Annotated in this window: 21 protein-coding genes; 6 read left to right on the top strand and 15 right to left on the bottom strand. The window is 47.5% G+C overall.

What is annotated here, in order from left to right; translation table 11 throughout:
- Window positions 1-134 precede the first annotated feature (134 nt).
- The 5 genes from PQI28_RS08450 to adhE all read right to left on the bottom strand — a co-directional run bounded on the left by PQI28_RS08450 (window position 135) and on the right by adhE (window position 7,491).
- Window positions 135-2,042, bottom strand: coding sequence for a PTS fructose transporter subunit IIABC (locus PQI28_RS08450; protein ID WP_339962987.1), 1,908 nt, complete (start codon window positions 2,040-2,042; stop codon window positions 135-137).
- Window positions 2,039-2,968 (bottom strand): 1-phosphofructokinase, encoded by a 930-nt coding sequence (pfkB, locus tag PQI28_RS08445; RefSeq protein ID WP_214875744.1) that lies wholly within the window; start codon window positions 2,966-2,968, stop codon window positions 2,039-2,041. Before pfkB ends, PQI28_RS08450 begins: the two co-directional genes overlap by 4 nt.
- Window positions 2,965-3,708, bottom strand: a complete 744-nt coding sequence (locus PQI28_RS08440) for a DeoR/GlpR family DNA-binding transcription regulator (RefSeq protein WP_339962986.1) — start codon at window positions 3,706-3,708, stop codon at window positions 2,965-2,967. The genes pfkB and PQI28_RS08440 overlap by 4 nt, the downstream gene beginning before the upstream one ends.
- A 135-nt stretch (window positions 3,709-3,843) precedes the next feature.
- Window positions 3,844-4,758, bottom strand: coding sequence for an alpha/beta hydrolase (locus PQI28_RS08435; protein WP_271304872.1), 915 nt, complete (start codon window positions 4,756-4,758; stop codon window positions 3,844-3,846).
- Window positions 4,759-4,899: 141 nt separating this feature from the next.
- Window positions 4,900-7,491 (bottom strand): bifunctional acetaldehyde-CoA/alcohol dehydrogenase, encoded by a 2,592-nt coding sequence (gene adhE / locus PQI28_RS08430; RefSeq protein ID WP_339962985.1) that lies wholly within the window; start codon window positions 7,489-7,491, stop codon window positions 4,900-4,902.
- Between the two features lie 389 nt (window positions 7,492-7,880).
- On the opposite strand from adhE, the gene PQI28_RS08425 reads away from it, so the two are divergent.
- The 3 genes from PQI28_RS08425 (at window position 7,881) to PQI28_RS08415 (ending at window position 10,584) form a co-directional block, all read left to right on the top strand.
- Entirely contained in the window at window positions 7,881-8,327 is a 447-nt protein-coding gene (locus tag PQI28_RS08425; protein ID WP_031423822.1) for a MarR family winged helix-turn-helix transcriptional regulator, read from the top strand.
- 80 nt (window positions 8,328-8,407) lie between these two features.
- The gene (locus PQI28_RS08420) at window positions 8,408-9,121 is read left to right on the top strand and encodes a YebC/PmpR family DNA-binding transcriptional regulator (protein WP_214783428.1); all 714 of its coding nucleotides are present in this window, start codon (window positions 8,408-8,410) and stop codon (window positions 9,119-9,121) included.
- Window positions 9,122-9,264: 143 nt separating this feature from the next.
- Window positions 9,265-10,584, top strand: a complete 1,320-nt coding sequence (locus tag PQI28_RS08415; RefSeq protein ID WP_337873774.1) for a Na+/H+ antiporter family protein — start codon at window positions 9,265-9,267, stop codon at window positions 10,582-10,584.
- A gap of 138 nt (window positions 10,585-10,722) precedes the next feature.
- On the opposite strand, the gene PQI28_RS08410 is transcribed toward PQI28_RS08415, so the two are convergent.
- The 6 genes from PQI28_RS08410 to PQI28_RS08385 all read right to left on the bottom strand — a co-directional run bounded on the left by PQI28_RS08410 (window position 10,723) and on the right by PQI28_RS08385 (window position 20,280).
- Window positions 10,723-12,174 (bottom strand): glutamate synthase subunit beta, encoded by a 1,452-nt coding sequence (locus tag PQI28_RS08410; protein ID WP_339962984.1) that lies wholly within the window; start codon window positions 12,172-12,174, stop codon window positions 10,723-10,725.
- Window positions 12,171-16,610 carry a glutamate synthase large subunit gene (gene gltB / locus PQI28_RS08405; RefSeq protein ID WP_339962983.1) on the bottom strand — a complete coding sequence of 1,480 codons (4,440 nt, stop codon included), beginning with the start codon at window positions 16,608-16,610 and terminating at the stop codon, window positions 12,171-12,173. Before gltB ends, PQI28_RS08410 begins: the two co-directional genes overlap by 4 nt.
- A gap of 255 nt (window positions 16,611-16,865) precedes the next feature.
- Window positions 16,866-17,618, bottom strand: a complete 753-nt coding sequence (locus PQI28_RS08400; RefSeq protein ID WP_224860860.1) for a tryptophan-rich sensory protein — start codon at window positions 17,616-17,618, stop codon at window positions 16,866-16,868.
- A 116-nt stretch (window positions 17,619-17,734) separates the two neighbouring features.
- A complete protein-coding gene (locus PQI28_RS08395) occupies window positions 17,735-18,547 on the bottom strand; it encodes an aldo/keto reductase (protein WP_083600150.1) in 813 nt (270 codons plus the stop codon).
- 65 nt (window positions 18,548-18,612) lie between these two features.
- Window positions 18,613-19,407: an ABC transporter permease subunit gene (locus PQI28_RS08390; protein WP_339962982.1), complete on the bottom strand. Its 795-nt coding sequence runs from the start codon at window positions 19,405-19,407 to the stop codon at window positions 18,613-18,615.
- Window positions 19,408-20,280: an ABC transporter ATP-binding protein gene (locus PQI28_RS08385; RefSeq protein ID WP_339962981.1), complete on the bottom strand. Its 873-nt coding sequence runs from the start codon at window positions 20,278-20,280 to the stop codon at window positions 19,408-19,410.
- A gap of 122 nt (window positions 20,281-20,402) precedes the next feature.
- On the opposite strand from PQI28_RS08385, the gene PQI28_RS08380 reads away from it, so the two are divergent.
- Window positions 20,403-20,966, top strand: a complete 564-nt coding sequence (locus PQI28_RS08380; RefSeq protein ID WP_271304882.1) for a TetR/AcrR family transcriptional regulator — start codon at window positions 20,403-20,405, stop codon at window positions 20,964-20,966.
- A 36-nt stretch (window positions 20,967-21,002) separates the two neighbouring features.
- Here the strand turns inward: PQI28_RS08380 and PQI28_RS08375 are convergent, their stop codons facing one another.
- From PQI28_RS08375 to PQI28_RS08365, 3 genes are all read right to left on the bottom strand, one after another.
- Complete coding sequence (locus PQI28_RS08375; RefSeq protein WP_339962980.1) at window positions 21,003-22,115, bottom strand: NAD(P)/FAD-dependent oxidoreductase; 1,113 nt, start codon at window positions 22,113-22,115, stop codon at window positions 21,003-21,005.
- Window positions 22,116-22,190: 75 nt separating this feature from the next.
- Entirely contained in the window at window positions 22,191-22,925 is a 735-nt protein-coding gene (locus tag PQI28_RS08370; RefSeq protein WP_214692109.1) for a Bax inhibitor-1/YccA family protein, read from the bottom strand.
- 26 nt (window positions 22,926-22,951) lie between these two features.
- On the bottom strand, window positions 22,952-23,476 hold the full coding sequence (locus tag PQI28_RS08365; protein WP_026826070.1) for a type 1 glutamine amidotransferase domain-containing protein: 525 nt from the start codon (window positions 23,474-23,476) through the stop codon (window positions 22,952-22,954).
- A gap of 172 nt (window positions 23,477-23,648) precedes the next feature.
- On the opposite strand from PQI28_RS08365, the gene PQI28_RS08360 reads away from it, so the two are divergent.
- Both PQI28_RS08360 and PQI28_RS08355 read left to right on the top strand, forming a co-directional pair.
- Entirely contained in the window at window positions 23,649-24,443 is a 795-nt protein-coding gene (locus PQI28_RS08360; RefSeq protein WP_274664834.1) for a thymidylate synthase, read from the top strand.
- Window positions 24,440-24,925, top strand: a complete 486-nt coding sequence (locus PQI28_RS08355; RefSeq protein WP_224860847.1) for a dihydrofolate reductase — start codon at window positions 24,440-24,442, stop codon at window positions 24,923-24,925. The genes PQI28_RS08360 and PQI28_RS08355 overlap by 4 nt, the downstream gene beginning before the upstream one ends.
- 17 nt (window positions 24,926-24,942) lie before the next feature.
- Here PQI28_RS08355 and PQI28_RS08350 read toward each other — a convergent pair whose 3' ends face one another.
- Window positions 24,943-26,433 carry a GGDEF domain-containing protein gene (locus PQI28_RS08350; RefSeq protein ID WP_337873768.1) on the bottom strand — a complete coding sequence of 497 codons (1,491 nt, stop codon included), beginning with the start codon at window positions 26,431-26,433 and terminating at the stop codon, window positions 24,943-24,945.
- Between the last annotated feature and the right edge of the window lie 4 nt (window positions 26,434-26,437).

Raw genomic sequence — 26,437 nt, 5'->3', positions numbered from 1 at the left:
CCCTCCTAACCCGAAGCTTTACAAATAGTTTACCACAAATCTCCAACTTGCAATCCGAGATTATGTGAATTTTCATCGTTCTTCTATCACAAAAAAAGAGCCGCCACCTCTACTGAGGCAACGACTCTTTCGGTTTATGCGACTTCTTTTGATTGCACTGGTGCAGATGTCGTCAGCGGCTTCTTCAAGAATGAAAGGAGCAATGCACCGACGAGGGCACCTGTCAAGATGGCAACGGCATAGAGTCCCATACTCATCGCGACATTTCCAGCACCTTCAAGAAGTGGGAAGACGAAGATTCCACCATGCGGGGCCGGTAATTGAATCGCGAAGAATGCTGACAATCCACCTGCGATTGCAGAACCGAGGATGGCAGATGGTAGGACGCGAATCGGGTCCGCAGCAGCGAACGGAATGGCCGCTTCGGTGATGAATGAAGCTCCCATGATGTAAGCAGTCTTACCAGCTTCACGCTCTTGTTTCGAGAATTTCTGACGAGCAAATACGGTTGATGCAAGTGCGACAAGGATTGGTGGTACCATTCCACCCGCCATGACGGCTGCCATGACTTCTTGGTTTCCTGCTGTGAGAGCTGCCGTACCGAACACGTATGCTGTCTTGTTGATTGGACCACCCATATCGACTGCCATCATTCCTCCGACGATGACACCGAGAAGGATCGCATTCGCTCCACTCATGCTGTTCAACGTATCCATCAACCATGTCATAAGTGCTGCAATCGGTTCATTGACGACAAGCAACATAATCATACCTGAGATAAACGATCCGAGTAACGGATACAAAAGAACTGGCTTGATTCCTTCAAGCGAAGCAGGCAATTTCGCGAGTGCCTTTTTCAAGAAGAGGACAACGTAACCTGCCAAGAAACCGGCAATGAGACCACCGAGGAATCCGGCGTTCCCTTGGCTTGCGAGTACCCCTGCGACGAGACCTGGTGCGAGACCTGGTCGATCGGCAATCGACATCGCGATGAAACCTGCAAGAATCGGAACGAGGAAGCCGAATGCAGCTCCACCGATTGTCATCAACTGTGCTGCGAATTCATTGTAAGATGGATCATCCGGGTTAGCAGAGTTGATGCCCCAGAAGAAACTGATTGCGATCAAGAGACCACCTGCGACGACAAGTGGTAGCATCGCAGATACACCGCTCATCAAGTGCTTATAGACACCTGTACGTTGTTCTTTCGGTGCGCCAGACGTTTTGGAAGCTTCATATACCGGCGCGTCTTGATTGACGGCACGATTGATGAGTTCTTCCGGTTTCCGGATTCCTTGTGCGACGGGTACTTCGATGACACGTTTTCCGGCGAAACGCTCCATTTCAACAGCCTTGTCCGCTGCGACGATGATGGCTGTCGCACGATCGATGTCTGCCCGTGTAAGCTCGTTCTTCACTCCAGTAGAACCGTTCGTTTCGACTTTAATATCGACACCCATCGCTTCCGCTTTTTGTTTCAAGCTGTCCGCTGCCATATACGTATGGGCAATTCCCGTCGGACAAGCTGTGACCGCTAAGATGAACGGTGCATTTTCATTCGTCGGTTTGACGACTTCTGGCTTCTCTTCAGTCGCTTCCTTCTCCTCGATGGCACGGATGACATCGCTTTCAGAAGTTGCTGCATAGAGGCGCTCTTGGAATGCTGGGTCCATCAAGTAGACCGATAATTTAGAGAGTGTTTCAAGGTGTTCGTTATTCGCGTTCTCCGCTGCAGCAATCATGAAGAAGAGTCGGCTTGGTTGACCGTCTAACGCTTCGTAATCGACTCCTTCTGAGCGTCCGAAGGCGATTGCTGGTGTTTGGACAGCACTCGTTTTCGCGTGAGGGATGGCAATCCCTTCTCCGAGTCCAGTCGTGCTCTCGCTTTCACGTTTTAAGATGGCGTCACGATATCCATCGCGATCAGATAGTTTGCCGGCACGGTCGAGGACATCGACGAGTTCTTCGATGACCTCACGCTTAGAGCTAGCACGAAGATTCAATTGAATCGTATCGCGTTGAAGCAAGTCCGTGATTTTCATGTTGTTTCCTCCATTCGTTTAAGTGGTGTGAGTTGTACTTGATCGATCAATCGATCAATATCTTCTTTTGAACAAAGACCAAACGTATATGCGGACGCACTACCTGTTGTGACAGCGTAGCGGAACGCCTCCTGTTCGCCTTTTTCTTTGACGTTTGCGACAAATCCGGCAACGAGTGAGTCTCCGGCACCGACTGAGTTGACGAGTTTTCCTACCGGTGTGTTTGCCGTGACCGCACCGTCCTTATTGACGAGTAGCGCTCCATCGCCTGCAAATGAAATGATGACGTTTTTCGCGCCACGTTCGACGAGTTGCTCCGCATAAGGAAGGGCGTCCTCGAACGTCTCGATCTCTGTATCGAACAGTTCGCCTAACTCGTGATGGTTCGGTTTGATCATCAACGGTTCGAGCGAAAGGACTTCAAGCATGGCGTCTTTCGTCGTATCGACGACGAAGTCGGCACCTTTTTCGCGAATCGATTCAGCGATTGTCCGGTACAATGAGTCCGGTAAATTACTTGGGATACTTCCCGCAAGAACGACGATGTCACCTTCATCGACTTGGTCGAACTTGGCTTTCAATTGTTCGAGTTCACCATCCGTGATGTTCGGTCCGCTCGCGTTCAATTCGGTCTCTTCTTTTGCACGAATTTTGACGTTGATTCGAGTATTTCCGTTTACTTCAACAAAATCCGTGTGCACGCCATGGTCGACTAGCGACTTTTTGATGAAATCACCTGTCGTTCCACCGATAAAGCCAAGCGCTTTCGTTTCTTTTTCATATTCTCGAAGCACGATCGAAACGTTGATCCCTTTTCCACCTGCTCGTTCGGTCGTTTCTTCGATTCGGTTCACTTCTCCTAAATTTACTTCTGGTAATGTCACATAGTAATCAATAGAAGGGTTGAGTGTTAACGTGTAAATCATTTCGCATTCACCACCTTTGTTATTGTTTGGATGGAACTCATTGATGCATCGCTTGATGTGATCAATTGCGCAGCGTCTAACGTGGCGACTCGGCTGAACGTTCGTTTCCCGATTTTCGATGCGTCCGCGAGCACGTATGACGCCTGTGCCAATTCAATTGCCGTCTTTTTGACAAGCGCTTCTTCTGGGTCCGGTGTCGTGTAGCCTGCGTCAAGGTCGATTCCGTTCATTCCGAGGAAAGCGAGGTCAACTCGATAATTCATCATGCTCTCGCGTGCATTGTATCCGACGAGCGCTTGAGTCGACCGTTTCAATTCTCCGCCTATCACAAACGTCTTAATATCAAGATCAAATAATTCATTCGCTATCGGTAGACTGTTCGTGACGACGACAATTTTCTTTCCTTCTAAAAACGGTACCATCGCTTGAGTCGTTGTCCCGGCATCTAAATAGATCGACATCCCATCTTCAATGAATGTTGCGGCCTTCCGTGCAATCGCAACTTTTTCATCGACGAAACGATCTCGTTTCTCTTCAAATGTCGGTTCTTCGTCAGGAGTCGCGATGAGTGTCGCTCCCCCGTGCACCCTTGCCAGATATCCTTCCGCTTCGAGGTCCGTCAAATCACGACGAATCGTCGACTCGGATGAATCCGTCAAATCAACCAACTCTTTCAATTTGACGACTTTCTGCTCAGATAAGCGTTGTAATATCAACTGATGTCGTTGTTTCGTTAACATCTTGTTCCCTCCATACGTCTAATATAAAGCGTTTTCATTATAAAAACAACTAAAATCATTCAAAAACATTCATATACATTCAATCTGTCACAATTATAACATAAAAAACGGTCATTTTATGACCGTTTTTTATGTTTATGACTGTTTTCTTAACCATTCCACCACTTCTTGCACGAGTTTTGGATGAATTGGTTCATCAATCGCCTCGCGGTATTCTTTATGAAGCGTCAGAAGAGAATGCGGTGAATCTCGCTTCACGAGTAGGTGATTCATGTCATCGATGATAGAGGACGTAACCTCCCCTTTTGTCCGAATCATATGGACGTGCTCCGGTGGTACTTGTACGTCACGTCCCCCTGTAATCGCAAGGACTGGAACGGTGACATGTTCTAACCGCTCCCGTACGTCATACGAGGCATGTTCGCGAATCCATTTTGCGTTCACGACTTGTCCTCTATATTTAAAAGCGGAGACGTTCGTGCGTAAAGATCGCTCGAGCAAGTCATCCTGCCGCTGTCTCACCTTTTTCGCCACCCCTGTCACCCGGTAAAACATACCTTTCAATCCTTTGACACGTTCGACGTCCTTTGCTAAGGCATCTGCCTGATATAAAAACATCTGTTTCGATGACTCATGGAACCCTGACAATAAAATGAGTCCATCGGATTTCGTCTCCAATTGTACAGCTGGCGCAAGGACTGCCCCTTCACTATGACCGAGTATATAGAGATGATTCACATCTGCGAGTTGTCGAATCGTCCGCACGACTAGAATCGCATCGTTGATCAAATCATGTAACCCGACCTTATTGAAGTCACCATCCGACTTCCCGATTCCTTGTTTATCATACCGAAAGACGTTATAGCCATGATCGTATAGCGCCTCAGCTAATTTTCCGTACGTATTAAAGCCGACGCCACCCATATTCCCGTCACGGTCACTTGGTCCGCTTCCACTCAACATGACAATGGTCGCCCGAGGCTCCTCATGCGAAAGAAAAGTCCCTGCAATCGTTCCATATGCTGTCGTAATCGTCATCTCTTGTTTCATCGTATCGCCTCCACTTCTATCATACCCGAAACGAACGACCAAAAAAATATGTCGTCGCCTGTGCCGTTTCTTAACTAACCTTTTATCTACTCAAAAAAAGTGCCCGCTCTCTCGAACGGGCACCTTGATTGATTTGATTTCTTATACGCCTTCGTATGCTGCGTACATGATTTCTTTCAACTCTTCAACGAGCGGCATTTTCGGGTTTGCCGTCGTACATTGGTCTTCGAATGCGTCGACTGCCATTTTGTCAATTTTCGCATCGAGTTCTGCTTTCTTGATGCCTTGTGCTTTGAACGAGAGTTTGATGTTCAAACGTTGACCGAGCTCGATGATCGCTTGGACGAGTGACTCGACACCTTCTGCTGTCGTACTTGCTGGGAGGCCGAGGTAACGTGCGATTTCTGCGTAACGCTCGTCAGCGATGAATGACTCATATTTCGGGAACGCCGCAAGTTTTGATGGGCGTGTCGCGTTGTAACGGATGACGTGTGGCATAAGGATTGCGTTCGTACGACCGTGTGGTACGTGGAACTCCCCACCGATTTTGTGAGCGATCGAGTGGTTGATTCCAAGGAACGCGTTCGCGAACGCCATACCAGCCATCGTTGATGCGTTGTGCACTTTCTGACGTGCTTCCGCATCGCTACCGTTTTCATACGCTTTTGGTAGGTAGTCGAAAATCATCTTGATGGCGCGGAGGCAAAGGCCGTCCGTGTAATCATTCGCCATGACTGAAACATATGCTTCGATCGCGTGCGTCATGACGTCCATTCCTGTGTCAGCCGTAATCGATGCTGGCACGGTCATGACGAACTCAGGGTCGACGATGGCAACGTCTGGTGTGATCGCATAGTCGGCAATCGGATATTTCACGTTACGTTTTTTGTCTGTGATGACGGTGAACGGTGTCACTTCAGAACCTGTACCAGAAGTTGTCGGGATGGCGATAAACATTGATTTGTTACCGAGCGTCGGGAACTTGTACGTCCGTTTGCGAATATCCATGAATTTCTGACGAAGGTTTGAGAACTTCTCTTCTGGACGTTCGTAGAAGAGCCACATTCCTTTCGCAGCATCCATCGGTGATCCACCACCGAGTGCGATAATCATGTCTGGTTGGAAGTGACGCATCGCTTCGGCACCGTTCATGACCGTTTCGACAGATGGGTCTGGTTCGACTTGGTCAAAGATGCGGTACTCAACACCTGCCGGCAAGTTTTTAATGACTTTGTCAGCAAATCCGAGTTTGACCATCATTTCATCCGTGACGATCATCGCCCGTTTTTTCGTTGTGAGTGATTGAAGGTATTGCACCGAGTTTTTCTCGAAGTAGATTTTTTCAGGTACTTTGAACCATTGCATATTCACGCGACGTCTCGCCACCTTTTTCACGTTGAGTAGATGTTTCGCCGTCACGTTTTCTGAGACGGAGTTTTTACCGTATGACCCACAGCCGAGCGTGAGGGATGGTGTCATTTCGTTATAAAGGTCACCGATTCCACCGTGTGCTGAAGGTGAGTTGACGATGATACGGCAAGCTTTCATACGAAGACCGAAGTCAAGGATTGCATCATCATCTGTTGAGTGGATGACCGCTGTGTGACCGAGACCACCGATTTCGAGCATTTTTTCAGCGATGGCGAATCCTTCTTCACGTGACTGAACTTTATAAGCACCGAGAACCGGGCTCAACTTCTCATGAGAAAGAAGTTCAGTTGCGCCGACCGTTTCAAGTTCAGCAATCAAGATTTTCGTATCAGCCGGTACGTTGAGACCTGCTTTTTCAGCGATCCACGCTGCTGGCTTCCCGACGATTTCTGGGTTGACCGCACATGTGTCCGTGCGAATGACGAGTGTTTCGAGTTTCGCTTTTTCTTCAGGTGAGCAGAAGTAGCAACCGAGTGCCGTCATTTCTGCCTTCACTTCTTCGTAAACTTCTTGGTCGACGATGATTGCTTGTTCAGACGCACAAATCATACCGTTGTCGAACGTTTTTGAAAGGATGACGTCTGAGATGGCCCGTTTCACTTTCGCAGTCTTATCGATGTAAGCCGGTACGTTACCAGGTCCGACACCGAGTGCTGGTTTACCAGTCGAATAAGCCGATTTGACCATTGCTGCCCCACCAGTCGCAAGAACCATCGCCACACCTGGGTGGTTCATGAGTGCTTTTGTTGCATCGAGTGACGGGACTTCAACCCATTGAATCAAGTTTTCAGGAGCACCTGCCGCTACCGCTGCGTCACGAAGCACACGTGCAGCTTCACTTGAACATTGTTGAGCGGATGGGTGGAACGCGAAGATGATTGGGTTACGTGTCTTGATGGCGATGATCGCTTTGAACATCGTTGTCGATGTTGGGTTTGTGACCGGTGTGACCCCAGCGACGACACCGACTGGTTCTGCGATGTATGTGATTCCGTTTTGAACGTCGTCTTCAAGAACGCCAACTGTTTTTTCTCCACGGAGTGAGTTGTAAATATATTCTGTCGCGAAGATGTTTTTTATCATCTTGTCTTCAAAGACACCGCGACCTGTTTCTGTATGTGCTAGTTTCGCAAGTGCGACGTGTTGCTCAAGACCAGCGAGCGCCATCGCTTGTACGATTTCATCGATTTTCTCTTGGTCGAACGTCATCAACGTATCGAGTGCGGCATGTGCACCCGCTACGAGCGCATCCACCATTTGTTCTGCCGTAGTTTCCACTTTTGCTTTCTCTTTGACTGCCATGTTAGGTTCCTCCTCATAATTGAGAGCTTTTAATGAACATATTGACTTGATGGAAGACACAATGTGATGACTGCTTTCAAGAGATTGTGCTTTCCTTCACATTCATAGAATACAATGTTTTTCAGAGTTTGTGGGTGACAACAATGTGAACTCTTTCACAATATTTTTTTGTCATTTGTTGATAGCCCTTGATTTTTAACTGTGTCCTCAGTAAAATCGAATACGTTTTCATGAAAACAAGTAATTCCGTTTATGTAAACGCTTACATCAATTGTGTCGAATCTATTTCTACTATGATGTATGAATCATCACATCAACCCGTTTTTAGGTTCAACTGCACCTAACTCGTGTATAATAAAAATAGAACCTAACTAGGAAGTGAATCTACTATGCCGAAACAAGATGCTGCGGACCAGTTTGTCAAACTGATCCCTTTAATTCGTCGTAAACTGCTACGTCGATCTGATTTCCCACAAATTCCGAACTTGAACTTCTCTCATTTCCATCTGTTGATGTTGATTGAGGACGAGGGGGCTGTCACAAACGGACGAATTAGTGAAACACTCTCCATCGCGCCGCCAAACGTTACCCCGCTCATCACGAAGCTGTTAAATGAAGGATATATTACACGCGTACCGGATGAACGGGACCGTCGTGTCATTTGGAACCAGTTGACAGAGAAAGGTGAGCGTATTTTACTCGAACGGAGAGACTCGTTCCGGAGGCTTTTTGAAGAGCGTCTCGCCTTCTTAAATGAGGATGAAACCGACCGCCTCATTGACAGTTTGAAGACGCTCACCGAGATTGTTGAGAAGATGGATAAAGGCGACGAGTAAAACTTTTCTCGTCAATTCAAGCAACTTCTTATATAATCTGTAATGAATCTACGTACAAATGGAAAGAGAGATGACATGTAATGGGTCGTAAATGGAACAACATTAAAGAGAAGAAGGCGTCAAAAGACGCGAACACGAGTCGCGTCTATGCGAAGTTCGGTCGCGAGATTTATGTGGCCGCCCGTCAAGGGGAACCTGATCCTGAGTTGAACCAGTCATTAAAATTCGTTGTGGAGCGTGCGAAGACGTATAACGTGCCCCGTGCGATTATCGATCGCGCGATCGATAAAGCAAAAGGTGGCGACGAGGAAAACTTCGATGAACTTCGTTATGAAGGATTCGGACCGAACGGTGCGATGGTCATCGTCGATACGTTGACGAATAACGTGAACCGTACAGCATCTGAAGTACGTGCCGCTTTCGGTAAAAACGGAGGAAACATGGGTGTCAGCGGTTCGGTCGCCTACATGTTTGATGCGACTGCCGTTATCGGTGTCAATCAAATGTCGGCAGACGATGTCCTTGAACTCATGATGGAACACGACCTCGACGTTCGTGACGTCATCGAAGAAGATGAGACGGTCATCGTCTATGCCGAGCCAGAAGCGTTCCATGCCGTTCAGACTGCATTCAAGTCTGCCGGGGTTGAAGAGTTCGCCGTCGCCGAACTGACGATGCTTCCACAAAACGAAGTGTCGCTCGATGACGATTCGAAAGAACAGTTTGAAAAATTAATCGATGTGCTCGAAGACTTGGAAGATGTTCGCCAAGTGTATCACAACGTCGATCTGTAACACGTAAGCGATAACTTTCACGAGTTATCGCTTTTTTTCATAATCGATTTGACAAGGGTCACATCATATGTTAAATTTCAAAAAGTCTTTATCATATTAAAGTGATACCAAGAGAAAGAAATTGTGAAAGGTGTTGGATGAATATGAACGCAGTATTACTTGCAGTCATCGTCTTATTTGCACTCGCCATCAGTCGTGTGCACATTGTATTGTCCTTAATATTAGCAGCGCTTGTCGGAGGGCTTGTTGGAGGGCTCGGGTTTAACGATACATTGACCGCCTTTAGCGACGGTCTTGGCGGCGGAGCGAGCATCGCCCTTAGCTATGCGCTCCTCGGGGCATTCGCCGTCGGATTGTCGAAGACGGGTCTACCGGACGTTTTAGCTGAAAAGTTAATTGCGATGTCAGGTCGTGACGTGTCAGGCAAGCGTGTGATGTACGTCAAAGCGTTCTTATTGTCGCTTCTCTTATTGTTGTCAATCAGCTCACAAAACGTACTCCCGATTCACATCGCCTTTATCCCGATTGTGATTCCGCCGTTACTCGTTTTATTCAATGAGTTGAAGTTAGATCGCCGTCTCGTTGCGACCATCTTGACGTTCGGTCTCGTGACACCTTATATGTTGCTACCAGTCGGGTTCGGTGGCATTTACTTGAACGAGATTTTGATTGCAAACGTTGAAGCGAACGGCTTAGCTGTCGGAGACGTCAATATCATCTCAATCATGGGAATCCCGGCATTAGGGATGGTCGTCGGATTGATCGCTGCGTTCATTCACTACCGGAAACCACGAACGTACGAAACGATTGCACTCGGACCGTCTGACTATGAAGTTCGCCAAATGAGCGGCTTCAAGATGATCATGACACTTGCCGTCGTTCTTATCGTCCTCATCGTCCAATTGCAGACGGAGTCGATGATCGCTTCAGCGGTGACAGGACTAATCTTACTCTCGATTTTCCGCCTCATCCCCTGGTCAGAGGCCGATGACATCTTCACGAGCGGGATGCGCATGATGGCTTTCATCGGTTTCGTTATGATTGCCGCTAGTGGATTTGCAGCTGTCATTCGTGAAACGGGTGCCATCGATCCGCTCGTCAACGGCGCGAGCGATTTGATGGGTGATTCTAAAATGATTGCAGCTCTTGTCATGTTACTCGTCGGACTCGTTATTACACTTGGAATCGGCTCGAGTTTCTCAACAGTTCCAATCATCGCGGCCATCTTCGTACCACTTTGTGTACAGTATGGCTTCTCTGTCGAGGCGACGATTGCCATCATCGGGACTGCAGGTGCTCTTGGTGACGCCGGGAGTCCTGCGAGTGACTCGACACTCGGACCTACGAGTGGATTGAACGCTGACGGTCAACACGATCACCTACGTGAAACAGTTTGGCCAACGTTCTTACACTACAACATTCCACTCATCATCTTCGGTGTGATTGCGGCGATGGTGCTTTGATCATTTTTTCCGTCGTGAATAAATGGTTCCTAATAAAATCAGGATGAGAATAAACCAGATTCCCGTATACATGAGGATTTCGGTGAACATAAAACTCCTCCTAAACAAAAGATAAGGAGCGACGGCTGTCGCTCCTTTTTATGATGAGGTTTTTAATACGGTCTTGCAAGTATCGAGATACGCATCGACCACTTCTGCCACCTCTCGTCCTTCTCGAATTGCCCATACAATCAGGCTTTGCCCCCGCTTCGCATCCCCAGCGACAAAGACGTTATCCATTGCCGTATGGAAATCTTTCGTTTTCTCGACGCCGATTTTCCGTAACTCGTGCTCTGGTCGTTCAAATCCAATGGCGACGAGGATGAGGTCCGCCGGGTACGTCTCCATCGAATCTTCCTCTACGAAGAAAGTCGCTTGACCATCCGGGTTGACGACTTTCGTCATCCGTTCCGTTTCAATCCCTGTGACACGTCCTTCTTTCGTGACGATTTGGTTGGAGCGAATCAAATATGTTCTCGGGTCTTTCTCATAGACCGCGAGTGATTCCGCATACGCATAATCGGTCGTAAGCGTGTCAGGTTGAAGTGGCCAAGGTTTCTCAGGTGCGCGTAGCAACCCTTTTGACGGGTGCTTCCCGAACTGAACGACTGATTTCGCACCTTGACGAATTGCCGTCGCCACGCAGTCCGCTCCTGTATCTCCTCCTCCGATGACGATGACATCTTTGTCTTTGGCGTCATAATCAGAGGCAAGGGGAGCTCCTTTTCGTTCATGCATGGATGCCGTCAAATAATCCATCGCCATTTCAACGCCAGCGGCATCATCTCCGTCAATCCCGAGCGTGCGCTGTTTTTGAGCTCCGGTCGCCAAGATGACCGCATCGTATTCGTTCCGAAGCGATTCGACCGTTACATCTGTACCAACCTCGACGTTCGTCCGGATGACAATACCCTCTTGTTCGAGTAACCGAACGCGACGTCTTACGACATCTTTATCGAGTTTCATGTTCGGGATTCCATACATGAGCAGTCCTCCCGCTTCATCCGCTTTCTCGATGATCGTGACCGAATGACCCAATTGATTCAATTGATCAGCGGCGGCTAGACCAGCAGGACCACTTCCGATGATGGCGACGGACATCCCAGTTCTTCGATGAACCGGTCTCGGTTTCACCCATCCTTCTTCAAATGCCCGGTCGATGATTGTTCGCTCGATGGATTTGATTGCGACTGGATCTTCACTGATCCCGAGTGTACACGATCCTTCACAAGGTGCCGGACAAACCCTTCCCGTGAACTCCGGGAAGTTGTTCGTCTCCATCAATCGATGGTACGCGCCCATCCAGTCCGCTTTCGTGACGAGCTTGTTCCATTCGGGAATATAGTTGTGAATCGGGCATCCAATCGTCTCCTGACCAATCAAATCACCGACGTGACAGAACGGTGTGCCGCAGTCCATACAACGCGCGGCTTGTTGCTGGACCGATTCGTCATCCATTCTCGTCGCATATTCGTCATAATCTCTCACACGCTCATCGACTTGACGTTCCGGTAAGGTCGTTCGCGCGATGTTCAAAAAGTTATGTTTCATGCGGTACCTCCTTCAGTCACGACACGGAACAATTCAAGTGCTCGGTCTGCTTCACTCAATTCTGGGCGTTCCGCCTCAATTTGACGCATCACATCTAAGACGTTCGCGTAGTCTCTCGGAACGACTTTCACAAACTGTGAACGTACTTGTTCAAATGACTCTAAAATCGTCCGTGCTTTGACGCTGTCTGTGTGGAATTGGTGCGCTTCAAGAAGCGCATAAATTTGTTCGATATCTTCATCGCCCAACTCCCGTACGACGGAGACAAGCTCCTCATTGACGAGTTGTTCATAGGCTTGCGCTCCGTAAATATAAGCTGTCCCACCGGACATACCGGCGGCAAAATTTCGTCCTATCTGTCCGAGTACAAGGACCGTCCCACCGGTCATATATTCACACCCGTGATCCCCTACTCCTTCGACGACTGCCGTCGCACCAGAGTTACGAACGGCGAACCGCTCACCGACATGTCCGTTGAAGAACGCCTGACCGCTCGTCGCTCCGTACAAGCAGACGTTACCGGCAATCATTTGTTCACTTTCATCAAACGGCGCATGCTTTTCAGCAATCAATGCCAGTTTCCCTCCGCTCAAGCCTTTGCCGATATAATCGTTCGCATCGCCAATGACAGAGATAGTGATCCCGTTCGGTAAAAATGCCCCCAAACTTTGTCCGGCAGATCCACTAAGGCGAAGCGAAATCGTATCGTCCGCTAAACCGACCTGACCATGAACTTTCGTCACTTCAAAACCTAACTGTGTTCCGACGGCTCGATCGGTGTTTCGGATGCGACCTACGAAGAACGTCGGTTGGGCAGAAGTGATGGAACGTGATACAGCCGGGATGAGCTTACGATGATCGTATGAACGGTATGCCGGATGAGTGAGTTCTTCTCGTTCCGGCAACGGTGTCGGCATCGAAAGCATTGGAGACAAATCTAGACGTCGCGCTTTCGGATGATTCGTCTTCCACACGCTTTCTTCGAGTAGGTCCGTTCGACCGACCACTTCGTCGAGTGATGTGACACCGAGTGACGCCAAGATTTCGCGCACTTCTTCAGCCAAGAACGTCATCAAGTTGACGACATGTTCTGGTTTCCCCATAAATTTCTGACGAAGTACCGGATCTTGTGTCGCCACACCGACCGGACAAGTATCTAAGTGACAAGCGCGCATCATGATACATCCGAGAACGACGAGCGGTGCTGTCGCGAACGCAAACTCTTCGGCCCCAAAGATGGCCGCCATGACGATATCACGGCCCGTCATAAGCTTCCCGTCCGTCTCGAGCGTGACTCTTCCCCGGAGTCCGTTCAATGCGAGCGTTTGATGTGTCTCTAGGAGACCGAGTTCCCACGGAAGACCTGTATGCTTGATTGATGTCTTCGGAGATGCACCGGTTCCACCGTCGTATCCGCTAATGACAATGGTATCCGCGTTCGCTTTCGCCACGCCTGCTGCAATCGTCCCAACCCCTGATTTTGAAACGAGTTTGACACTGATTTTCGCGTTCGGGTTCACATGTTTTAAGTCAAAAATAAGTTGTGCCAAATCCTCGATCGAATAAATATCATGATGCGGAGGCGGCGAGATGAGTCCGACGCCAGGAACCGATCCCCGGACTTCGGCGACCCATGGATACACTTTGTTCCCTGGAAGTTGTCCACCTTCCCCTGGTTTTGCTCCTTGTGCCATCTTGATCTGAATCTCATCGGCATGATATAGATATTCCGCCGTCACGCCGAAACGGCCACTCGCCACTTGTTTGATGCGGCTGATGCGCTCGTTCCCGAATTCATCCGGGACAAAGCGAGCACGGTCTTCCCCACCTTCACCTGAGTTACTTTTCGCACCGATTTGGTTCATCGCAATAGCGAGCGTCTCGTGTGCTTCTTTCGACAAGGATCCGAATGACATCGCTCCCGTCTTAAAGCGGCGTACGATCGACGTGATCGGTTCCACCTCATCAATCGCCACCGGACGTTGTTCCTTAAACGCGAACAACTGACGGATAAATTGTCCCGACGACTCATGCAACTTCACGTAGGCATCGTAATATTTTCGCTCATTCTCACGGCAGGCGCGTTGCAACAAGTGAATCGTCTTCGGATTGAACGCATGCTCCTCTCCGTCTGCACGCCATTGGAAGTCACTTCCCGCTTCGAGCGGGCGGTTTGTCTCATATGCGTCTTTGTGGAGCGTTTTTGCCTCGTCTTCTAATTCAACGAATCCGATTCCTGACAGCTGAGACGTCGTTCCTCGGAAATGTGTTTCAATCAAATCACGGTCTAATCCGACCGCTTCGAAGATTTGAGCCCCACGATAACTTTGAATCGTCGAGATTCCCATTTTCGACATGATTTTGACGATGCCTTCAACGACAGCTTTTTGATAGGAACGAATTGCCGCTTCAAATGAATGAGTGATTTGTTCATGTTCGACCAAGTGTTGAATCGTCGCATAGGCAACGTAAGGGTAGACCGCATCGGCTCCATAACCGATCAAAGTCGCAGCCTGATGCACTTCTCGCACTTCACCACTTTCACAAATCACGCTACAGTTCGATCTCAAGTTCTCACGAATCAAATGTTGGTGAACGGCACTGATCACGAGGAGCGCCGGCATCGCAGCCCGATCACGTGACATATAACGGTCAGATAGGACAATGACGTTCGCACCATTTCGTACAATTTCGCTGACGTGTTGCAAAAGGGCTTCAAGCGACGCCTCTAAATCATTTGTGAACGTCGTATCGACGCGAGCGAGTTTGAGTCGCTCACTAATTTGATCGAGTGTCGAACCATCGATGATTGGATGATCCAGCCACACACGTTTCGCGTGACCACGCCCGGTATGGACCGGATCACCTTGCGGACCAATCCAAGTGAACGTCGCTGTGACAATTTTCTCCCGTAAGGCATCAATTGGCGGGTTCGTCACTTGCGCGAAGTGTTGTTTAAAGTAATGGAAGAGCGACCGAGGACGGGTAGAGAGAACTGCGATTGGTTGATCATGCCCCATCGACCCAATCGGATCTTTCTCGTCGTTGATCAATGGAATCATATACTGTTCGATATCCTCTTTTGTATACCCGAACGCGCGTTGCACACGATCGAGTTTTGAGACGTCTTGTTCCTGAACACCTCTATCTTCCACTTTCATCATTTGTTTGAGCCATTTATGATACGGCTCCGATTTTGCAATCGTCTCCTTGATTTCCTGATCGGGAATCAAACGTTTCTCAATCAAGTCGATCAAGAGCAACTGCCCAGGGCGTAGGCGCTGTTTTGATTTGACGTTCTCGGCATCGACAGGGATGACTCCTGTCTCTGATGACAGAATCAATTCTCCATCCAATGTCTCGACGTAACGCATCGGGCGTAACCCGTTCCGGTCTAAAATTGCACCGATCTGTCGCCCATCGGTAAATACGACGCCCGTTGGACCATCCCACGGCTCCATGATGGATGAGTGATATTGATAGAAGTCACGTTTGAACGGTTCCATCTTACCTTCAACAAACGGTTCGGGAATCAACATCATCGCCGTATGCGCAATCGATCGACCGGTGCGCGTGAAGAACTCGAAGGCATTATCAAGCATCGACGAATCACTGCCGTCCTCTTGGAGAACTGGGAACAAATGATTCACATCCTCAAACAAATCGGTCGATGTGACCCCTTCGCGCGCTCGCATCGCATCGATATTGCCTCGTAACGTGTTGATTTCTCCATTATGGACAATCATCCGGTTTGGGTGTGCACGTTCCCATGAAGGAAACGTATTTGTTGAGAAGCGAGAGTGAACGATTCCGAACGTGCTCTTATAATGCGGTGATTGCAAGTCCAAATAAAAGGCATCAATTTGAACTGGCGTCAGCATTCCTTTATATACAATCGTTCTCGTCGACAGGCTCGCAATATATAAGTTTAGCGATTCAACTTTTTCAATCTTTCGTCGGAGTTCATAGAACACACGTTCATTCGCATCTTCATCGAGAAACGGACAAGAGATGAACCACTGATAAATGACCGGTTGCGTCACGCGTGCATGTTCCCCGATTTGCGTTGCGTCCACGGGTACTTCTCGCCACTCGATAGTCGAACAGTCTAATTCATCTGCCATGCGTTCCATCAAATTTATTTTTTCCTTTAGCCGATCGTCTGATGGTTGAAAAAAAACCATTCCGACAGCGTAACGACCAGGTGACGGAAGGTTCATCGTTTGCGTGAAAAGTTCATGTGGGATTTCAGTCATAATACCCGCACCATCACCGGCATCGATGACACCTTGCCCTCCTCGGTGCTCTAATTTACATAGCATCGAGAGTGATTTACGGACAATCTCATGTTTTTTTAGTCCGTTTAAATTGACGTATAATCCAATCCCGCACGCGTCTTTCTCAAATCTTGAGTCATACAGTCCAACTCGACTCATATCATCGACCCCTTTCACTCACAGTTTCGTAATTAACATTCTGTTCTAAATATTCTGAAAAATCAAGTGGACTGTATGTATTTTTGCATAATAGGAATTGAATCTATTACGATTGAAAGCGTATACATAGATGATATCAATAGGTTTTATCGTTTTAGTTATGTTAGATAAAGAATAAATATCCATGAATATTATTTATTTATAGGTTCTTAAGAACATAAAAAAGGGATATCTTTATAGACATCCCTTTCGAACTTAGTGTTCAACTGTTTTTCGCGGGTGATGCAAAAACGATTTCGGACGCTTCCACAAGATCAAACCGATATATCCAATCGCGAGCAATGCGAGCGCACTGACGATGACGACATACAGTGTCCCTTCTTCGATTCTTGCAAAAATACCGATATAGGCCCAGACGAATACGAGTGGATAGATGAAATCGTGATGCCACCACATAAAGAGTAGGGCTAATACAACACCGACCATCAGCATGAGCGATGTCCATGCAAGTTCATCAAGACCTAATAAAGAAGTGATCTGTTCTGTCTTCATCACGACGAACGTATTGACAATCGTTGCGACCGACACCCAACCGATATAGATCGAGAACGGGAAACGATCGAGCCAACTTGTAGATGTGCGGAATGCAATATAGTATAGCCAGCATAGAGACGCTAAGAATGCCACCATGATTACGAGCGAGAGTACGAACCACTCATTCGTAAATGCGAGAAGCCACAATCCGTTCAACACACATGAAATCAGGAATCCTGCTTTCATACGTTCGGCCTGTCGATTGGCCGTCGTCCCTTTTTTCAATTGTAAGACTAACCAGACAAGTAATGCGACATAGATGACGCCCCAAATGGAGAAGGCATAACCCGCCGGTTTAAAGTAGATGTCAATTCGGTCTGAAACCGCGGCATTATCACCGCTCGCAAAATAATTGATGACGACGGTCGCTAGAAAAGCGACCCAGTTTACAATTGGCCATTTTGATAAGTCCATAAGCACGATCTTCTGAATGAAGATCAAACACCTCCTTTTAGCAACATAATAATCATTACCCGCATCCATGTGACTCTACACTTAGAAAGGGGCTCGCAAATGCGAGCCCCAAGTCATTAAAAGTCGATTTCGTCCGGATCTGGTCCAAGACGTTCACCTGTCGCCACCTGGTCGATTTTTGCCAAATCGTCCGCGTCGAGTGAAAAATCAAATACGTCGAAGTTTTCACGAATTCGGTGCGGTGTCACCGACTTCGGCAATGCGACATGACCTGACTCGAGGTGCCAACGAAGCACAACTTGTGCAGGCGTTTTTCCATGCTTCTCCGCAATCTCCGAGAAGGCATCGATCTCTAAGAACTTCCCTTGCATAAGTGGACTCCACGCCTCAATTTGAATGCCTTCATCCTGGCAATAGTCCAACAAATCCGGTTGTGGAAGCTGTGGATGAAGTTCTACTTGGTTGATGAGTGGTGCCATCAGTCCTTCTTCTTTTAACGTCTCAAGATGATGTTCTTTGAAGTTGGAAACACCGATTGCTTTAATCTTTCCAGCTTCGTATAGTTCGATCAGGTCCTTCCAAGCATCGACGAAACCATCAACAGGCCAGTGAAGCAGACAAAGGTCTAAATAGTCTGTCTCTAGGCGTTTTAATGAGTCTTCAAACGCTTCTTTCGTCTTCCCTTCACGAATATCATCATTCCAAATTTTCGATGTGATGAATAGGTCTGAACGGTCGATTCCAGAGATTTTAATCCCTTTTGCGACGCCTTCTTCATTTTTATAAATGGCAGCCGTGTCGATATGGCGATAGCCAGTCTTGAGTGCCTCGACGACAGCAGCTGGTGCCTCTGTCTCATTGTCGACTTGCCATACCCCAAACCCAATCATCGGAATCTCTACTTTGTTTCGTAACGTAGCATATAACATTTCATTCATCCCCTTTTCTTTCTAACGAGCTGATTGTATCATACCCGACAATTTATTTCGGAAAACTAAATCGTTAAATCTTTTCGGGTAAAGCGGAAGAATGAGAGTGCTGAAAACACGATTAACAAGCCGATTAACCAAATAAAGTGAACACCACCGAACTCTTCACGCATGATGGCCGGAGCATCGAAGAGAGAAAAGAAAGAGATGTTCCCTAACCATTCGAACTGCTCGCTTACTCCGTTGATAATATTCACCATCAAGAAGAACGTGAAGATTCCACCAGTCACCATATAAGATTTACTACTGTCATCAAACAGACTGGCCAGCATATAGGCAACGACCCCTAATACGAGAAGCATGAGCGCTCCGTTCAATTGAAGCATCCATAAAACCGCATAGTCGATTTGTAAATCGAATAATACATCTGCCGCCATGAGACTGAAGCCATTCAACCCGACAAACAAGCCAACTGCAATGACTAGGATGATGAACGTAGACCATACATATGTGACACGAGAAATCGGAGCTGCCATATACAGCATGATTTCACCTGAATCGACCGGTTTGGCAAGAAGTTTCGAGGCGAACGTCAACGCAAACAACACGGCGAGTACATAAAAAATCAATCCATAATAGTTACTCGACAATAAATTGAGCAGATTATCCATCGCCATCGTCGCATCAATTTGAAACACTTCGAGTAACTCAGGTGGAAGTGACTCTAATTTCGCCTCAATCAGTCCCGTTTCCTGAATGGATGGGAATATAGCTGCCAAAAAGAAGAGATAGACGCTTGTCCCGACCGAATAACCGAGAATCCAACTGCGATTCTGTTTAAACATTGAGCGTATTAACATTTATGTCGCCTCCCCGTAATACTGCATAAACAAGTGTTCGAGTTCGTCAGCGCCACTCTCCAATGAACGAATCTCATAGTCGGCAAGCGTTCGAATCAAGTTGTTCAAGTCTTCTGGCGACGTGATGGCGACTTCTACGTGTATTCCATCTCGCGTTCCAGTCGTTTCGGTGAATCGGATTGCCTCTGCCTCAAAAGAAAACTCAATCTGATATCGTTTCACACTATGCTGTCTAAGCTCTTCCATATCTTCCTCAATAATGATGCGCCCGTCTTTAATCAATGCGGCTCGATCACACGTCCGCTCCATCTCAGGAAAATGGTGAGAGCTCATCAGAATCGCCTTACCTGCTTCTTTTTCTTCGATTAGCCAATCAATCAGACGTTCCTGCATGAGCGGATCGAGTCCGCTCGTCGGCTCATCCAGAATATAGACGGGTGCCTCTTTCATGAAGCACGTGATGATGGCGAGCTTTTGTTTCATCCCTTTAGACATCTTCCGAACTTTCGTCGACTCATCGAACGCGAATCGCTCCCGAAGTCGTCGCTCTCGTGCAGGATCCGTTTTATGCAAATGCCGTGTCAACCGAATGATTTCTTCTCCGGTCATATGTTGTGGATAATTGATTTCTCCTGGCAAATAACCGACATTTCGTTTGACCTGCTCGGTTTCGCTCCAGCAGTCAAACCCGTTAATGGTCGCCTTCCCTTCGCTCGGTTTCAACAGACCCATTAGATGACGAATCGTCGTCGATTTCCCAGCACCGTTCGGTCCGATGAATCCAAAAATCGTACCGGGTAACACATCGAGTGTCACATCAAAAATACCGTGGGTTGCATCGAATCGTTTTGTCAATCGTTCAATCCGAATCATCACAAACCCTCCTTTTTTTGAAATATGAGATTAATATGATTACAAAACTAGTATATCACGTTCTTTTTTGAAATGGAAATGGTATATTTATTACAAAACTACAGAAAGGAGCGCTCCGACCTATGGATGGATTCGCAAAACGCACCGAGGAAAAAAGACAGGCCATCTTACGTGCCGCATATGACTTGATGACAGAAAAACAATCTCGGTTTACCGTAAGTGAACTCGCGAAGCAAGCTCATGTCTCTCCCGTCTCGATCTACAATTACTTCGGCTCGAAAGAACAAGTCATCATTGAAGTGTTGCAGCAGATGACGGAAGAACAAATGAGTTGGATTGATGAACAAATTGAGTCGAACGCTCCGTTTGAGACGTTACTCGTCGATATTTTGAAACGAAAAATCAAAACGGCTGTTCTTTTTGATGAGACCATCACTACGATGATTCAACAAGATCCGAACTGGGAGCAGTTGGCGTCTCGTGGTTATGCATCTTTCGCCCGTTTAATCGAATACGGAAAACAAAAAGGCACTATTGATGCCACATTATCGACCACTTCCTACTTACGGTACGTTCAATTGATGCAACAGGCCATCCTGTCCGACCCGCATTTTTCAATCGGGGACATGAAAGAGACGATGGAAGACTATTTTCATTTCTTTTTGAACGGGGTCATTAAACGCTAAAAAGGTGACTGTCTATAAAGAGACAGCCACCTTTTCTTATGCTTTGAATATAAAGTCTTCAATCGGATAGAGTGAAAGGTCCACTTCACATTCGCCCGTCAGCACGAGTTCACTTAACACTTTTCCGATGAACGGACCGACCGTCAAACCGGATGACCCTAGTCCGTTCGCCACAAGCAATTGATTCGCCCCCGGTACTCTCCCGAGTACAGGAATCGAGTTCGGTGTGACCGGACGGAAACCGACTTTCGTCTCGATGAGTTCTGCTTCCGAAAGTCCTGGTGCTGATTCAAGCCCTTTCGTCAGCACTTCGTGGACACCAATCGCCGTCGGGCGAACATCGAACGCTTTACCTTTCTCGTGAGTCGAGCCGATCACGACCTTCCCGTCTTCAAATCCAAGTAGATAACGTCGCCTTGGCGGCATGACAACCGGCCAATTCGAGGCATCGGTATCTTTTAACTGGACGTGAACGAGTTGCGCCTTTTCTCCGTCGACGCGAACCGTATATCCGAGAGGCTGTAACAGCTCCGGAAGCCACGCCCCAGTCGCAAGGATGATTTCATCCGCTTCATATCGAACTCCGTCACACTCGACGCCAATCGCGTCCCCATCGGTCAACCGTGCCGAACCGTATACAAATTTCACACCACGTTTCATAGCGACTCGTTCAAGTGCTGCACGGAATTTCCCACCATCCACACGTGCGCCACCTTTGACTAGAAGCGCATCATATTCATCTGATAGTGGAGGGAAAAGACGTCGTGCCTCTTCTGCTGTCAATCGTTCTAAGTCACCGATTTCTGGTGCTTCTTCGCGGCGAATCATCGTCCGCTCCATCATTTGATCAAGTTTAGACTCTTCATGGAGTGCAAGTGTCCCGACACGTTTGTATCCGGTGTCTGTCTCCCCTTCAGTTTCCAACTCTTTCACGACATGCGGATAATAGTGTGCACCACCTTTAGCGAGTGCGTACCAAGCTTTATTACGCCGCTGCGCAATCCAAGGACAAACAATTCCCGCTGCCGCATCTGTCGCCCGTCCTTCTTCCTTACGGTCGATGACCGTCACGTCAGCTTTTCCTGCTAAATGATAGGCTGTGGAGACACCAACGATGCCCGACCCAATAATCACAATTTTCTTCATCATGTACCTGCCTTTTCAGACAGATGAACACATCCTTTCGTGAAAAAATCATCGACCCAATGGATCGATGATTGATTGTTATTCTCTCATCGCTAGACGATACAGTAAGTCTAGCAATTCAATATACAACCAGACGAGCGTGACGATTAAACCAAACGCGGCCACCCATTCTAATTGTTTTGGTGCCCGCTCTTCGACTTGACGTGCGATGAAATCGAAGTCTAAGACGAGTGCGAGCGAAGCGACGATGACAATGACAAACTGTACGCCGATGGCAAGTGGGCTTGAACCTGTCATAAATGCCAATCCTGAACCGAATAGGCTCATGACGAGTTGGACAAGGTACAATAACATGACCGTAAACATGGCTGCCATGACTCCAGCTCTAAACTTTTGTGTCACTTTAACGAGGCCCGTCGTATAGACAAACCACATCGCAAAGGCGACGACGAACGTTGTCATGACGGCACGGCCGACAATACCAGGGACCATCGCTTCAAAGAAGTATGAAATTGAACCGACGAAGACACCCTCGACAATTCCGTATAGCGGTGCAACGACTGGTGCCGTATTCGGCTTGAACGTGATAAGTAACGCAAAGATGAAACCGAGGATGAGTGACCCGATCATGAGCGGGAATAAGAGCCCTTCCCCGATTGTAGGAACGACGAGCCACGTCGTTCCGGCTGCCGCTGTGACGAGAAGAAGCAAGGTAAACACTTTTGACCATGTTCCTGCTTTCGTCATCGGCTCAGCACTGTAAGCTGTAGACTGCATTGATTTACGAAGTAGTGGATTCGATTTTAAGTTCAACGTTGTATAGCTCCTTTATGGTTCAATTACTGTTTTGCGAACACGTCGATAAACGCACGCATGTAGTCTGGTAGATCGGGTGGTCGACGACTTGAGACGATATGTCCATCGACGACAACAGGTTCGTCATGCCAAATGGCACCTGCATTTTCCATGTCGTCCTTGATTCCTGGTGTACTCGTGACGTTCACCCCGTCCAAAATATTCGCTGAAATTAAGACCCATCCAGCATGGCAAATTTGGCCGATTGGTCGTTTTTGTTCATCCATATATCGGACGAAGCCTTTCACCGAATCAAAACGACGCAACAAGTCAGGTGACCACCCACCTGGTACGAGAATCGCATCAAACGATGTGATATCCACATCATCGAATGATACGTCCGACTTCGCTGGCACACCATACTTCCCAATGTAGGCATGGTCTGCCTTTTCCCCGGCTAAAATGACATGCGCACCTTCTTCACGAAGACGGTGTACAGGATACCAAAGTTCTAAATCCTCGAAGTCATTACTGACAAGTTGAAGGACTTTCTTTCCTTGTAGTTTCATCAAACCCCTCCTTTTGTTCATTCCCCATTATACCCGAAACAGAGGTTCGCGAAAACGAAGAATCAAGGTTGTTTTTTCAGGATATGGATGGAATACGCTCCTAGATACTATATCTTGTGTTATGTTATGATACCTTTAGTCAATGGAGATTGAGAAGGAGGTTCATCACCTTATGAAGCAATATCATGATTTATGTCGACACATCCTCGAAAACGGAGTAGTGAAAGAAGACCGTACCGGCACAGGGACGACCAGCGTTTTCGGCTATCAAATGCGATTCAATTTACAAGAAGGCTTCCCCCTCATCACGACGAAAAAGTTACATACTCGTTCGATTATCCATGAACTTCTTTGGTTCATCTCGGGTGAGACGAACATTCGTTATCTACAAGAAAATGGAGTGCGGATTTGGAACGAATGGGCAGATGAAGAAGGGAACCTCGGCCCGGTATACGGCTCACAGTGGCGCTCATTCCCACGCCCGGACGGCTCGTCCGTCGATCAACTAGCTCAAGTGATTGAACAAATCAAAACAAATCCTGATTCAAGACGGTTGATCGTCTCCGCATGGAATCCTGGGCAACTCGATGAGATGGCCCTTCCGCCGTGTCATTTACTTTTCCAATTCTATGTCGCTGACGGGAAGCTCTCTTGCCAGTTGTATCAACGAAGTGCCGACACATTCTTAGGTGTTCCGTTCAACATCGCATCGTATGCACTTTTGACACATATGGTCGCTCATGTGACCGGTCTAGAAGTTGGCGATTTCGTCCACACCCTTGGAGATGCTCATATTTATCATAACCATCTCGAACAAGTGGAGCTTCAACTGTCACGTGACCCTCGTCCGTTACCACAACTTAAGATTGTCCGTGACGTACCTTCAATTGAATCATTCCGTTTTGAGGACTTTGAGATTCTCGGATATGACCCGCATCCACATATTAAAGGAGAAGTGAGCGTATGATTTCGCATGTCGTCGCGTATGGACTCAATCGGGAAATCGGGAAAGACAATGATTTATTGTGGCGATTGCCGGATGATTTGAAACACTTCAAATCTGTCACGTCTGGGGGTACCGTCATCATGGGAAGAAAAACGTTCGAATCGATTGGAAAAGCATTACCGAACCGACGGAATATCGTCGTGACGTCCGATCCTTCGTTTTCAGCTGAACGTGTCGAAGTGTGGCATGATTTAGAACGTCTCGTCGAGGAAAGTCAAAACGATGAATGGTTTGTCATTGGCGGCGCGACGCTATATGAACAGACCATGTCGGTGACGAGCCGAATCTATGCCACAGAAGTCGAATCGACGTTTGAAGCTGATACGTTTTATCCAGAACGGATTGGTTCATGGAAAGTCATGGATCAATCAAATCACCCGCAAGACGAAAAGCATGCCTATGCCTTTTCGTTCATACAATACGACAAAGCAGACATCGATTAATCGTCGATGTCTGCTTTTTAGTCCGGCAGTTTTTCTAACCACTGTTCAATCTTCTTCGTAATCACTTCATCATGACCGTCATCTGCATAGTCATCATAAATCGCTTCAAGTTCGGAGGCAGTACGCTTTGAGACCGCGAGGATGTGACTATATTTACCGCGCTGTTCTTTCACAGCAGAGAGCGTCCCTCTCGCTTCATGGGCACGGGTATCGTCTAAGACGAACATCTCAATGTTGTCATTACAAGAATATGCTTCATACGGACGATAGACAACTTCATAACGGCGGTGCTCTTTCGGCAGACGATTTGCGAGCGATGTGTACGCACTCTCTGACATCGTCACGTAAGCAATGCGCTTTTCTTCACGAACCGCAGACGAATAGCGGACGACACGATTTCGGCCATCCCGTTTTGCCTTATAAAGCGCCTCATCCGCATAGGCACACCATTCTCCAAGCGTATATCCTGTCTGACAGACACGGGTATATCCAATGGATACGGTCACTTGATGCTCGTATGGGAACTCCATCTCTTCAATCCGGGTACGGACGCGCTCTAAAACCGATTCGACGATTGCTCGGTCCGATACGTTCAAGAGAATCAAAAACTCTTCTCCTCCATAACGGATGAGTTCATCACTCGAGCGAATCGCGTGTCGGATTTCTTCGGAAACACGATGGAGCACGTCATCCCCATAAGAGTGACCGAACGTGTCATTCAGCTGTTTGAAATGGTCGATATCGAGTAGCGCAACAGCAAAGCTCTCGCCTGAACGTTCTAACCTTGAGATGAAGCGCGTAAATGTCGCTTTTAAATACTTCCGATTAAACGCACCCGTCAGTTCATCGACAAGTAATGCCTTTGAAACTAATCGAGACTTTTCAATATGTAGACCAAGACGGACTAACCGTTCCTCCATTGGTACCCATGATTCCCAATAGTCATCGAATCCATAGGAATAGGCGGCGAGACGATAATGCTCATTTGTTCCAATGACGATGAGCGGGACATATAATTTCCTCATCTTGCTCACAAACGATTGGATGTCACGCTCTTTAAACTGTGGCCACAGTTCGACGTCCATGATGATTGCTTTTGGAACGTCCTCATAGTCATACTCGACTGCTTCTTCAAGTGTTTGTAAAAATACAGGACGCGCACCGAGCTTCTCAACACGCGACTTATAGCGACTAAACGTCGAAAAACTCGCAGATAAGATTAGAACGAGGTCCTCGTCTTCTTGTTCGATTCCTAAAACCGTGTGAATGTAACGTTTCACAGGAGAGATCAAGGTCAGTGCTTCTGCTTGCGTGAGGACGTTCGGCAACTCCTTCGCATCAGACTCGACACGACTAAATATTTCTAACAGATGCATAAAGCGTCGCTGTCTAACCTCTTTCTTCACCCAATCAAGTAGAAACTCGATATCGGATTTAGGAATTTGTCTAGACTCTGATATTTTTTTTAAAATCATATGTATACGCTCAGTGAGTTGACCTTGCTCCATCTTC

Origin of the sequence: Exiguobacterium sp. USCH10, assembly GCF_037619445.1 — a bacterium.
GTDB classification, from domain to species: domain Bacteria; phylum Bacillota; class Bacilli; order Exiguobacteriales; family Exiguobacteriaceae; genus Exiguobacterium; species Exiguobacterium aestuarii_A.
Note: the sequence above shows the minus strand (reverse complement) of the source record. Positions and strands in the feature narration are given on the sequence as shown.